The following is a 12,388-nucleotide window of genomic DNA, read 5'->3' as shown; positions in this document are numbered from 1 at the left end:
CATATTTATGAGAAGTAGAAGAGGATTGCTCATCGTTCTTTCAGGGCCTTCTGGGGTTGGAAAAGGGACGGTTCGTAAAGAGCTGTTTAGCCATGAGGATACACGTTTTCAGTACTCTATTTCAGTAACGACACGTAAGCCGCGTGAAGGTGAAGTAGATGGTGTGGATTATTTCTTTAAAGAAAGAGAAGAATTCGAGGAAATGATTCGTAATGAAAAATTACTTGAGTGGGCTGAGTTCGTAGGTAATTATTACGGAACACCGATTGACTATGTTGAAAAAACATTACAAGAAGGAAAAGATGTATTCTTAGAAATTGAAGTGCAAGGAGCAATTCAAGTTAAGAAAGCTTTCCCAGAAGGTGTATTTATTTTCTTAGCACCTCCAAGTTTATCTGAACTAAAGAGCCGTATTGTCGGACGTGGTACAGAGACTGAAGATGTTATTGAAAATCGTTTAACTGTAGCGAAAGAAGAAATCGAGATGATGGACGCTTACGACTATGTAGTAGAAAACGATCAAGTTGAATTAGCTTGTGATAGAATTAAAGCCATTGTGGTTGGCGAACATTGCCGCCGCGAAAGGGTAGCAAAATATTATAAAGAAATGACGGAGGGTCTATAATTATGTTAAATCCATCAATTGACTCATTACTACAAAAAATCGATTCTAAGTACACATTAGTAACAGTAGCTGCAAAACGCGCACGTGAAATGCAACTTGCTAATAACTGTGTTGTAGAAAAACCTGTTTCTCATAAATGTGTAGGTAAAGCATTAGAAGAAATCGATGCAGAAGCATTAAGCTACGTACCAAGTGAAGATAAAGTAGCTGAATAAGCCTTTGCCTTCGACAAAATAAAACATAGACTTTATAATTTTCTATGTAACGGTAACAACCTATTTACAAGTAGGTTGTTATTTTTTTACGAAAGGAATGAAATATTGGTACTGACGAGCTGAGAATTCTATTTCAGTATTATAAGTTTGAAAAAGAAAGAGGACGAGTCATATGCTAAAAGGGAAAAAGATACTTCTATGTGTAACAGGAGGCATTGCGGTTTTTAAAGCAGCTGCGTTAACAAGTAAATTGACACAATCTGGCGCGATTGTAAAAGTAATGATGAGTGAGTCGGCAATGAAGTTTGTTACGCCTCTTACATTCCAAGCGCTTTCTCGCCATGATGTATATACGGATACATTTGATGAGAAAGACTCAGCTGTTATCGCTCATATTGATTTAGCAGATTGGGCGGATGTTGTACTTGTCGCACCTGCTACTGCCAATTGTATTGGAAAGTTAGCTAGTGGTATTGCAGATGATATGATTACAACTACTTTGTTAGCTACTACAGCTCCGGTATGGATTGCGCCTGCTATGAATGTGCATATGTATGAAAATAAAATTGTTCAAAAAAATATGATGACATTGAAAACGCTAGGATATACATTTATTGAGCCTGGGGAAGGCTTTTTAGCATGTGGATATGTAGCGAAGGGACGACTAGAAGAACCTGAAGCAATTATTGCACGTTTAGAGGAAGCTTTCTCAGAACACAAACCATTGCAGGGAAAAAGAATATTAATAACTGCTGGCCCGACACGTGAAAAGGTTGATCCAGTTCGCTTTATGACGAATTTTTCTTCTGGAAAAATGGGGTATGCGATTGCGGAAGTGGCAGCGAATTTAGGCGCTGATGTTATACTCATTTCAGGACCGACAGCATTAAATCCACCGTTACATGTAACGACAGTGCAAGTGGAATCTGCACAAGATATGTTAGAAGCAGTTCTTCAACATTATCAAAACGTAGACGTTGTCATTAAAACAGCAGCAGTTGCAGATTATCGGCCGAAATATGTTCATGATAATAAAATGAAAAAGCAAAATGGTGATGCTGTCATTGAACTCGAAAGAACGGTGGATATTTTAAAAACGTTAGGTCAGAAAAAGAATAAACAGTTACTTATCGGTTTTGCTGCTGAAACGACAAATGTAGAGGAATATGCAACGAAAAAATTACGTGAGAAGAATGCAGATATGATTGTCGCGAATGATGTAAAAGCACAAGGAGCAGGATTTGGCACGGATACGAATATTGTAACAATGTATAGAAAAGATGGAAAAGTTATTGAGTTGCCACTTTTAATGAAAAAAGAGGTAGCTCGTGAAATATTGAAGCAAATTGAAATGATGTTAGAAGATGATCGTTTATGAAATTTGCAAGTGTAATTGTTGATGTACCTGCCCGTCAGACAGATCGACCATTTGATTACATTATCCCTAAAAAATGGGAAGATATTGTACAGACAGGAATGCGTGTAGTAGTTCCGTTTGGGCCAAGGAAATTGCAAGGTTTTATTATTGGGATTAAAGATTCGGTGGATGTAGAAAGTAAGAAGTTAAAGACAATCCATGAAATATTAGATGTAACACCGGTTTTAAATGATGAATTATTAAAGCTTGGATATTGGCTTACAAGTGAAACGTTATGCTACATGATTTCAGCTTTTCAAGTGATGCTTCCAACTGCGATAAAAGCAACATATAAAAAACGTCTACAACTTTGTAAACAGGCAGAACTAGCACCTGAAATACTATATTTATTTCAGGATAAAGAAGCAATTGATTTTGAAGTAATCGAGCAACAGCCACATTTATACCGGACTATTCAACAAGAAATTAAAAATGGTACGGTTGAAGTCGTTTATCAAGTGAAAGATAAGGTACAAAAGAAGAAGCAAAGAGTCGTACAACCGGAGTTGCCAGAAGATAAATTAGAATTAGCAGCATTTGAACTAAAAAGTAAAAAACAACAAGATGTACTTTATTATTTTGTGGAAAATTATAAAAGTGCACCGTTGAAAGTAATTACAGAAGAGTTACAAATAACAGATGCTCCAATAAAAGCACTTGTTAAAAAGGGATTCATTTCAGAAAAGTATGTGGAAGTATACCGAAATCCGTATGACGATGATGATTTTGAACAAACGAAACCATTTCCACTTACGGAGGAACAAAAACAAGTTATTACACCGATTTTATCATCAATTACAAATGAAACTTATAATCCATTTTTACTATATGGTGTTACAGGAAGTGGAAAGACAGAAGTATATTTACAATCTATAGCAGCAGTGCTAGAGAAAGGAAAAGAAGCTATCGTTCTTGTTCCTGAAATTGCACTAACGCCCCAAATGGTGGATCGTTTTAAAGGTAGGTTTGGCTCGCAAGTTGCAGTTCTTCATAGTGCGTTGTCTGTTGGAGAAAAGTATGACGAGTGGCGTAAGATTTTAAGAAAAGAAGTGAAAGTTGTAGTTGGTGCGCGTTCAGCTGTTTTTGCGCCTTTTGAGAATTTAGGGATTATTATTATTGATGAAGAGCATGAATCAAGCTACAAACAAGAAGATAATCCGAGGTATCATGCAAGAGATGTAGCTGTCTGGAGAGGGCAATATCATAAATGTCCTATCGTTCTCGGTAGTGCGACACCAACACTTGAATCATTTGCAAGGGCGAAAAAGGGTGTTTATGAACTATTAACAATGGAAAAACGTATGAATGAACAAGCTTTACCAACGGTAGAGATTGTTGACATGCGAGAAGAACTTCGTGACGGGAATCGATCAATGTTTTCTAAGGCGCTGCATGAAAAAATAGCAGATCGATTAGAAAAGAAAGAACAAATGGTACTCTTTTTAAATAGAAGAGGTCATTCAACATTTGTAATGTGCCGTGATTGTGGATATGTTGTCCAATGTCCGCATTGTGATATTTCATTGACATATCATAAAATGAATCATCGTTTAAAATGTCATTACTGTAGTTACGAAGAGAATATGCCAACTGAGTGTCCAGCTTGTCAAAGTACATACATTCGTTTCTTTGGTACAGGTACACAAAAGGTAGAAGAAGAAATTACAAAACTATTTCCAGAGGCACGAGTCATTCGAATGGATGTAGATACGACAAGTCGAAAAGGAATGCATGAAAAATTATTAAAGGCGTTCGGGGAAGAAAAAGCAGATATATTACTCGGAACACAAATGATTGCTAAAGGATTAGATTTTCCGAAAGTAACGCTCGTTGGGGTTTTAACTGCAGATACGATGCTTCACTTACCTGATTTTCGGGCGAGTGAAAAGACATACCAGTTATTGACTCAAGTAAGTGGACGAGCGGGTAGACATGAATTGCCAGGGGAAGTTGTGATTCAAACGTATACGCCAGAACATTACAGTATAGAGTTAGCGAAGAACCAACAATATGATGTGTTTTTTGATCAAGAAATGCAAATGAGACGAACAAGACAATATCCCCCATATTACTATGTTGTACTCGTAACTGTATCTCATCCTGAATTATTAAAAGCGGTACAAGTGACGGAAAAAATTGCCTCGTATTTACGAACGCATTGCTCACAGCAAACAATGGTGCTAGGACCAGTTGCTTCAGCAATTCCAAGGATAAAAGATAGATATCGTTATCAATGCATGATAAAATACAAACGGGAACCAAACTTAAAGAACGTGCTCAAAATGGTAAATGAACATTATCAAGCAGAAATGCAAAAAGAGCTACAAATCTCAATTGATTTTAATCCAACAATGTTAATGTAGCGGAGGGAAATATGGCAGTTTTAGAAATAGTAAAGCATCCAAATGAAGTGTTAGAAACACCATGCGAAAGAGTAATTAACTTTGATAAAAAGTTAGTGAAATTGTTGAAAGATATGCATGAAACAATGTTAATTGCGGACGGAGTCGGTTTAGCTGCGCCTCAAGTAGGTGTAAGCTTGCAAGTAGCGATTGTTGATGTCGATGATGATACTGGGAAAATCGAGTTAATCAATCCATCAATATTAGAAAAACGTGGTGAACAAGTAGGTCCCGAAGGCTGTTTAAGCTTCCCGGGACTTTATGGTGAAGTAGAACGTGCCGATTATATTAAAGTAAGAGCGCAAAATCGCCGTGGGAAAGTATTCTTATTAGAAGCGGAAGGATTTTTAGCGCGTGCAATTCAACATGAAATCGATCATTTACACGGTGTTTTATTTACATCGAAAGTGACAAGATATTATGAAGAAAACGAACTAGAATAGGTGTTAAAAGGAGCGGTTTTTAAATGATAAAAGTAGTATTTATGGGAACACCGGACTTTTCAGTGCCGGTGCTTCGTCGTCTTATTGAAGATGGCTATGAGGTAGTAGGTGTTGTGACGCAACCTGATCGTCCAGTAGGTAGAAAAAAAGTATTAACCCCTACACCTGTTAAAGTTGAAGCGGAAAAACATGGTATCCCTGTGTTACAGCCGTTAAAAATTCGTGAAAAAGATGAATATGAAAAAGTATTGGCGTTAGAGCCAGATTTAATTGTAACAGCTGCATTTGGTCAGATTGTACCAAATGAAATTTTAGAAGCACCGAAGTATGGATGTATTAATGTCCACGCTTCTTTACTTCCTGAACTTCGTGGTGGTGCACCAATTCATTATGCAATTATGGAAGGTAAAGAAAAAACAGGTATTACAATTATGTATATGGTAGAAAAATTGGATGCTGGTGATATCTTAACGCAAGTGGAAGTGGAAATTGAAGAGCGTGAAACGACAGGCTCATTATTTGATAAATTAAGTGAAGCAGGAGCACACCTTCTATCTAAAACAGTGCCTTTATTAATTCAAGGTAAGTTAGAACCGATTAAACAAAACGAAGAAGAAGTAACGTTTGCGTACAATATAAAACGTGAGCAAGAGAAAATTGATTGGACAAAAACAGGTGAAGAAGTATACAATCACATTCGCGGATTGAATCCATGGCCAGTTGCTTATACAACTTTAGCAGGACAAGTTGTTAAAGTATGGTGGGGAGAAAAAGTACCTGTAACGAAATCAGCTGAAGCAGGTACGATTGTTGCAATCGAAGAAGATGGTTTTGTTGTAGCAACAGGTAATGAAACAGGTGTTAAAATTACCGAATTGCAACCTTCTGGTAAAAAGCGTATGAGTTGTTCACAATTTTTACGTGGAACAAAACCTGAAATTGGAACGAAGTTAGGAGAAAATGCATGAGACAAAATGTTCGTGAATTAGCTCTTGATGGTTTAATTCAAGTAGAAAAAAGTGGTGCATACAGTAACTTACTTTTAAATAATCTAATTGAAAAGAGTACAATTGATAGAAAAGATATTGGTTTATTAACTGAAATTGTATATGGAACGATTCAACGTCGTGACACATTAGATTATTATTTACAGCCTTTTTTAAAAAAGAAGGTTGAGGCGTGGGTAAGAGTATTGCTTCGCTTATCTTTATATCAAATGATTTATTTAGACCGAGTGCCAGAAAGAGCGGCTATTCATGAAGCGGTTGAGATTGCAAAGCGTCGCGGGCATAAGGGGATTGCTGGTATGGTGAACGGTGTATTACGTTCGATTCAGAGAGAAGGTGTACCTTCTGTAGATGAAATCAAGGATCCAGTAGAACGTCTTGCAATTACAACAAGTCATCCAGTTTGGCTTGTCCAAGAGTGGACTTCAGAATATGGTTTAGAAACTGCAGAAAAAATGTGCGAAGTAAACATGTTACCACCTGTACCAACAGCACGTGTGAATGTTGATAAGGTAACGGTAGAAGAAGCGATTGAGTTGTTGGCAAGTGAAGGTATAGAAGCAAAACGTGGTGACTTGTCAGATGATGCAATTCAGATTGAAAGAGGTAATGTAGCACATACAGAAGCATTTAAAAAAGGATTTCTTTCTATTCAAGATGAAAGTTCTATGCTTGTAGCACGTGCTTTAGAACCGAATACGGGAGATGCAGTTCTTGATAGTTGTGCTGCTCCAGGCGGAAAAACAACGCATATCGCCGAACGATTAAAGGGAACTGGTAAGGTCATGTCCCTTGATTTACATGCACACAAAGTACGTTTAATTAAACAGCAAGCAGAGCGACTGGGTCTAGAAAATGTCGAAACTAAAGCGCTAGATGCTAGAAAAGTGCAAGAGCACTTTGCAAATGAAACGTTTGATAAAATATTGGTAGATGCACCGTGTTCTGGATTTGGTGTAATTAGACGTAAACCTGATATTAAGTTAGGAAAAGATAAAGGCGATAGTGAAAGATTATCGACGATTCAAATTGCAATACTAGAAAAAATAGCACCATTATTAAAGCAAGGCGGTCGTCTTGTTTATAGTACGTGTACAATTGAGAAAATAGAAAATGAACAAGTAATAGAGAAGTTTTTACAAGAACATCCTGAATTTGAATGGGATACTACGCTAAAAGAGCGTATGCCAGAAAAATTAACTCCGTATATTGATGAAGGTCAAGTACAAATTTTGCCGCATTATTTTGCAACGGATGGCTTTTATATTGCTTGTTTAAGGAAGAAGGTGTAGCATCATGGAAACGACTGTAAGAAAACAAAAGAAAAATTTAGAAACGAAGAAACCATCAATTTACTCTTTACAACTTCATGAAATGCAAGATTGGTTAAAGGAACAAGGAGAACCGAAGTTCCGTGCTGGACAAATTTTTGACTGGTTATATAAAAAACGTGTAAAAAATTATGAGGATATGTCAAACCTTTCTAAAGGATTGCGTGATAAATTGTCGAATTCCTTTGATATTACTACTTTAAACACGTTAGTAAAACAAACGTCTTCGGATGGAACAATTAAATTCTTATTCCAATTATATGACGGATATTCTATTGAAACGGTATTAATGCGACACGAATATGGAAATTCCATTTGTGTAACAACGCAAGTTGGTTGTCGTATTGGGTGTACGTTCTGTGCTTCGACACTTGGTGGATTAAAGCGAAACCTAGAAGCTGGAGAAATTGTAGCGCAAGTAGTAGAAGTTCAGCGTGCGCTTGATGAAACAGAAGAACGTGTAAGTTCTCTTGTTGTTATGGGAATTGGAGAACCATTTGATAACTACGATAATTTAATGGGATTCTTACGCATCATTAACCATGAAAAAGGACTTCATATTGGTGCGAGACATATGACTGTTTCGACGAGTGGAATTATCCCGAAAATTTATAAGTTTGCTGAAGAAGATCTACAAATTAATTTTGCGATTTCATTGCATGCTCCAAACTCAGAATTACGTTCAAAATTAATGCCGATTAACCGTGCTTATAAATTACCAGATTTAATGGAAGCTATTAAATACTATGTAAATAGAACAGGGCGTCGTATTACTTTTGAATATGGATTATTTGGAGGAGAAAATGACCAAGTAGAGCATGCTGAAGAGCTTGCTGCGCTCTTAAAAGGTGTAAAATGTCATGTGAACTTGATTCCGGTAAACTACGTACCTGAACGTGATTATGTACGTACGCCACGTGAACAAATTTTCTTGTTCGAGAAAACGTTAAAAGATCGTGGAGTGAATGTAACGATTCGCCGTGAACAAGGTCATGATATTGATGCAGCCTGCGGTCAGTTGCGTGCGAAGGAGCGCAAAGAAGAGACGAGGTGACGAGATGAAAGCCGTATTTCTATCGGATAAAGGAAAAGTTCGTCAACATAATGAAGATAGTGCAGGAGTTTTTCACAATTTAGATGGAAATGTATTAGCGGTAGTAGCAGATGGAATGGGAGGTCATCGAGCTGGTGATGTAGCTAGCTCGATGGCCATTCAATTATTCCATGATTATTGGAAGCAAACACATAATATGAATGAGCCGAAAAAAGTAGAACAATGGTTACATACTAGTGTTGGGATTATTAATGAGCGTATATATGAATACGCTCAGCAAAATGCGGAATGTAATGGTATGGGAACAACGCTTATAATAGCTGTTTGTACACCAAGCTTTGTGACAATAGGGCATATAGGAGATAGTCGTTGCTATATGGTATCAGAAGGAGAAATGACTCTAGTAACGGAAGATCATTCACTTGTAAATGAGCTTGTGAAACATGGTGAAATTTCGAAGGAAGACGCAGAGTATCATCCGAAAAAGAATGTGTTATTAAGAGCATTAGGAACAGAAGAAAAAGTTGGGTTAGATGTTAAAACGTTGGTGATTGAGGAAGATGATCAATTACTTCTTTGCTCTGATGGGTTATCAAACAAAGTTTCTATTGATGATATGCGACAAATTTTACAGTTAAATGAACAGCTTGAAGGTAAAGGGCAGCAACTCATTCAATTGGCAAATGATCGCGGTGGAGAAGATAATATCACACTTGTTCTTATTGATTATGCGGGTTCGACAAACGAAAGTAGGTGAAGTGCAACGTGCTGATTGGAAAACGCTTAAATGACCGTTATAAGCTGCTGAAAATGATTGGTGGTGGCGGAATGGCCAATGTATATTTAGCTCATGATGATATACTTGGCCGAGATGTAGCGGTAAAAATATTAAGACTCGACTACTCAAATAACGAAGAGTTTATTAAACGTTTCCATCGAGAAGCGCAGTCTGTTACAACGTTGTCGCATCCAAATATTGTGAATATGTATGATGTCGGAGAAGAAGATGGTATATACTATCTTGTCATGGAATATGTACCAGGGCAAACATTGAAGCAATACATAATTGAGCGAGGGATGTTACCTATAGGAGAAGCTCTTGATATTATGGAGCAGTTAACATCCGCTATGGCACATGCCCATCATTTTGAAATTGTGCATCGTGATATAAAGCCGCACAATATTTTAATTCGAGCTGATGGAATAATAAAAGTAACAGATTTTGGAATTGCGACAGCTACAAGTGCGACAACAATTACACATACAAATTCAGTGCTCGGTTCAGTCCATTATTTATCACCAGAACAGGCACGTGGCGGGATAGCAAATAAACAATCAGATATCTATTCTCTGGGGATAGTTATGTTTGAATTGTTAACAGGAAGACAACCGTTTTCTGGCGAATCTGCTGTTGCTATAGCTTTAAAACATTTACAAAGTGAAATCCCATCACCAAAAAGATGGAATGAAAATATTCCGCAAAGTGTTGAAAATATTATATTAAAAGCAACTGCAAAAGATCCGTTCCATCGATATCAATCTGCCAATGCGATGAAGCGAGATATTGAAACTGCGCTATATCCAGAGAGGATAAATGAGCAACCATTTTACATACCAGAAGATATGGAAGCGACGAAAGCGATTCCGATTATTCAACAAGAACAATTATTTGAAAATGTAAGTGATGAAACAATTGTTTTAAAAGGGAGTAAGGTGGAAGAACCGGTAAGAGCAGAAGCAGCTAAGTTAGATAAGAAGAAAAAACGGAGTAACAAGTGGCTTAAAGTTTTAATTTCAACATTTTTATTTTTAGCAATAGGAATAACATTAGCGCTTACGGTTATTCCAGGATTATTTATTCCGAAAGATGTGAAAGTTCCTGATGTGGCTGGTATGAAATACACGACAGCTGTAAATACATTAGTAGAAAAGGGCTTTGAGGTGACGGAGCCTAATATTGTATATACAGATGATGTTGAAGTTGGGGATGTAATAAAAACGGACCCTGTAGCAGGAAGAGTCGTAAAAGAAAACGCTAAAATTACTATCTATCAATCAGGTGGAAAAAAGAAAAGTAAGATGGCGAATTTCACAGGGCAAAACTTTGAGAGTGTAAAAGCTGAGTTAGAAGAAAAATATAAACAAGTTACAGTAAATTATATTGAAAATGATAAGCCGAAAGGTGAAATTGTAGAGCAAATTCCGACGCCTGATCAAATGGTTATAGAAGCGGAGCAAGAACTGAAAATCTGGGTAAGTAAAGGTCCTTATCAAATTAGACCAGGTGACTTTTCGGGGTGGACTGAAAATAGTGTAACTGGTTATTTGAATGAGAGAAAACTAACGTCAGATATAAAACGAGAGTATTCAGATACAGTCGAAAAAGGACTTGTAATTTCGCAATTTCCAAAACCAGGTACACCATTAAAAGAGGGAGATAAAGTAACTATTATTATCTCTGATGGTCAAAAACCTAAAGTGACTAAAACGGTAAAAGTGGACAATATCTCTATCCTATATGAGCCTGCTGTAACAGGTGAAAAAAAACCGCAAACAATAGAAATTTATAAAGAAGACATGCAGCAAAAAATGGATAGACCGGTTGAAACGAGAACAATTACTGAATCAGCGACTATTTCTTTAGAATTTGTAATTCAAGAAGGTTCAAAGGGACACTATAAAATTGTACGAGATGGAATAACGATTATTGATAAAGAAGTACCATATCCAACTCAATAATAGTGAAAGTCTACTTATTATTATTATTATTATTATTATTATTATTATTGCCTGTTATGCTGTCTACAAAGTGGACGGTATAGCAGGCAAAAATATATGATTCAAAAAGCTAGTAAAGTGATGCAGCTGTAAATATTTTTTTGCATTTAATGGGAAATTTAATGTATATTAGCGAAAGTATATATGGTAGGTTTTGAAATCTTTATTTGGAAAAATTAAATCCATTCATTTTTAAATTCAGCATCACCTTATACAAAAAAAGGAGAATTCTATGCCAGAAGGAAAAATTATAAAAGCTTTAAGTGGGTTTTATTACGTGCAGCATGAAGAAGGGGTTACGCAATGTCGTGGGCGAGGTGTATTTAGAAAAAATAAAATTACACCACTTGTAGGAGACCAAGTTGTTTTTCAGGCAGATAATCCAACTGAAGGTTATGTGCTTGAAGTGTTTGATCGGAAAAATGAACTTGTTAGACCTCCTATTGCTAATGTCGATCAAGCGATCCTTGTGTTCTCTGCAGTAGAACCAGATTTTAACCCTGGACTGTTAGATCGATTTTTAGTGCTGATTGAATATCATAACATTAAGCCAATTATTTGTATTAGCAAGATGGATTTAGTAGATGAAAAGATGAAAGCAACTGTTGAAGCTTATGCGAATGATTATCGTGAGATGGGTTATGATGTTTTATTTACTTCTATTAATACGTCAGAAAGTATTGATATATTAAAACCATACTTAGAAAATTGTGTTTCTGTCGTTGCGGGTCAATCTGGTGTCGGGAAATCTTCAATGCTTAATGTGCTACGTCCAGAATTAGAGCTGAAAACAAATGATATTTCCTCCCATTTAGGACGCGGGAAGCATACGACAAGACACGTAGAATTAATTGCAATTGGGAGTGGGCTAGTAGCAGATACACCGGGTTTTAGTTCACTAGATTTCATTGATATAGAAGTAGAAGATCTTACATATTGTTTTCCAGAGTTGAAAGAAGCGAGCCAATACTGTAAATTTAGAGGGTGTACACATCTTTCTGAACCGAAATGTGCGGTGAAAGCTGCGGTTGAAGAAGGGAAGATTACAGAATATCGCTATAAGAACTATAAACAATTCGTAGAAGAAATTAGAGAGAGAAAGCCGAGGTATTAGTT

11 protein-coding genes are annotated in these 12,388 nt (G+C 36.7%); all 11 read left to right on the top strand.

The window, feature by feature from the left end; all coding sequences use genetic code 11:
- Positions 1 to 7: 7 nt before the first annotated feature.
- The 11 genes from gmk (at position 8) to rsgA (ending at position 12,386) form a co-directional block, all read left to right on the top strand.
- Positions 8 to 625 carry a guanylate kinase gene (gene gmk, locus AXW78_RS18355; protein WP_001257741.1) on the top strand — a complete coding sequence of 206 codons (618 nt, stop codon included), beginning with the start codon at positions 8 to 10 and terminating at the stop codon, positions 623 to 625.
- Positions 626 to 627: 2 nt separating this feature from the next.
- Positions 628 to 840, top strand: coding sequence for a DNA-directed RNA polymerase subunit omega (rpoZ, locus tag AXW78_RS18350; RefSeq protein WP_000933960.1), 213 nt, complete (start codon positions 628 to 630; stop codon positions 838 to 840).
- A 172-nt stretch (positions 841 to 1,012) separates the two neighbouring features.
- Positions 1,013 to 2,218 (top strand): bifunctional phosphopantothenoylcysteine decarboxylase/phosphopantothenate--cysteine ligase CoaBC, encoded by a 1,206-nt coding sequence (gene coaBC, locus AXW78_RS18345; RefSeq protein ID WP_000911760.1) that lies wholly within the window; start codon positions 1,013 to 1,015, stop codon positions 2,216 to 2,218.
- A complete protein-coding gene (gene priA / locus AXW78_RS18340; protein ID WP_000666710.1) occupies positions 2,215 to 4,620 on the top strand; it encodes a primosomal protein N' in 2,406 nt (801 codons plus the stop codon). Before coaBC ends, priA begins: the two co-directional genes overlap by 4 nt.
- Positions 4,621 to 4,631: 11 nt before the next feature.
- Positions 4,632 to 5,102: a peptide deformylase gene (gene def / locus AXW78_RS18335; protein ID WP_000279463.1), complete on the top strand. Its 471-nt coding sequence runs from the start codon at positions 4,632 to 4,634 to the stop codon at positions 5,100 to 5,102.
- A 23-nt stretch (positions 5,103 to 5,125) separates the two neighbouring features.
- Positions 5,126 to 6,070 (top strand): methionyl-tRNA formyltransferase, encoded by a 945-nt coding sequence (gene fmt, locus AXW78_RS18330; RefSeq protein WP_000598806.1) that lies wholly within the window; start codon positions 5,126 to 5,128, stop codon positions 6,068 to 6,070.
- Positions 6,067 to 7,401 (top strand): 16S rRNA (cytosine(967)-C(5))-methyltransferase RsmB, encoded by a 1,335-nt coding sequence (gene rsmB / locus AXW78_RS18325; protein WP_001249684.1) that lies wholly within the window; start codon positions 6,067 to 6,069, stop codon positions 7,399 to 7,401. The genes fmt and rsmB overlap by 4 nt, the downstream gene beginning before the upstream one ends.
- A 4-nt stretch (positions 7,402 to 7,405) precedes the next feature.
- Positions 7,406 to 8,494 (top strand): dual-specificity RNA methyltransferase RlmN, encoded by a 1,089-nt coding sequence (gene rlmN / locus AXW78_RS18320; protein WP_000450541.1) that lies wholly within the window; start codon positions 7,406 to 7,408, stop codon positions 8,492 to 8,494.
- A gap of 4 nt (positions 8,495 to 8,498) precedes the next feature.
- Positions 8,499 to 9,251: a Stp1/IreP family PP2C-type Ser/Thr phosphatase gene (locus AXW78_RS18315; protein ID WP_000648704.1), complete on the top strand. Its 753-nt coding sequence runs from the start codon at positions 8,499 to 8,501 to the stop codon at positions 9,249 to 9,251.
- Between the two features lie 8 nt (positions 9,252 to 9,259).
- Complete coding sequence (gene pknB, locus AXW78_RS18310) at positions 9,260 to 11,233, top strand: Stk1 family PASTA domain-containing Ser/Thr kinase (protein ID WP_000904754.1); 1,974 nt, start codon at positions 9,260 to 9,262, stop codon at positions 11,231 to 11,233.
- Between the two features lie 271 nt (positions 11,234 to 11,504).
- Entirely contained in the window at positions 11,505 to 12,386 is an 882-nt protein-coding gene (rsgA, locus tag AXW78_RS18305; protein ID WP_001113932.1) for a ribosome small subunit-dependent GTPase A, read from the top strand.
- The last annotated feature ends 2 nt before the right edge of the window (positions 12,387 to 12,388 follow it).

It is taken from the genome of Bacillus thuringiensis (assembly GCF_001595725.1).
GTDB lineage: Bacteria > Bacillota > Bacilli > Bacillales > Bacillaceae_G > Bacillus_A > Bacillus_A thuringiensis_K.
The sequence above is the reverse complement of the archived record's forward strand: the minus strand, read 5'-3'. Positions and strand labels throughout refer to the sequence as shown.

Coding starts and splice junctions, on each gene's coding strand:
- gmk (WP_001257741.1), top strand. CDS start 8: ATGAGAAGTAGAAGAGGATTGCTCATCGTTCTTTCAGGGCCTTCTGGG.
- rpoZ (WP_000933960.1), top strand. CDS start 628: ATGTTAAATCCATCAATTGACTCATTACTACAAAAAATCGATTCTAAG.
- coaBC (WP_000911760.1), top strand. CDS start 1,013: ATGCTAAAAGGGAAAAAGATACTTCTATGTGTAACAGGAGGCATTGCG.
- priA (WP_000666710.1), top strand. CDS start 2,215: ATGAAATTTGCAAGTGTAATTGTTGATGTACCTGCCCGTCAGACAGAT.
- def (WP_000279463.1), top strand. CDS start 4,632: ATGGCAGTTTTAGAAATAGTAAAGCATCCAAATGAAGTGTTAGAAACA.
- fmt (WP_000598806.1), top strand. CDS start 5,126: ATGATAAAAGTAGTATTTATGGGAACACCGGACTTTTCAGTGCCGGTG.
- rsmB (WP_001249684.1), top strand. CDS start 6,067: ATGAGACAAAATGTTCGTGAATTAGCTCTTGATGGTTTAATTCAAGTA.
- rlmN (WP_000450541.1), top strand. CDS start 7,406: ATGGAAACGACTGTAAGAAAACAAAAGAAAAATTTAGAAACGAAGAAA.
- AXW78_RS18315 (WP_000648704.1), top strand. CDS start 8,499: ATGAAAGCCGTATTTCTATCGGATAAAGGAAAAGTTCGTCAACATAAT.
- rsgA (WP_001113932.1), top strand. CDS start 11,505: ATGCCAGAAGGAAAAATTATAAAAGCTTTAAGTGGGTTTTATTACGTG.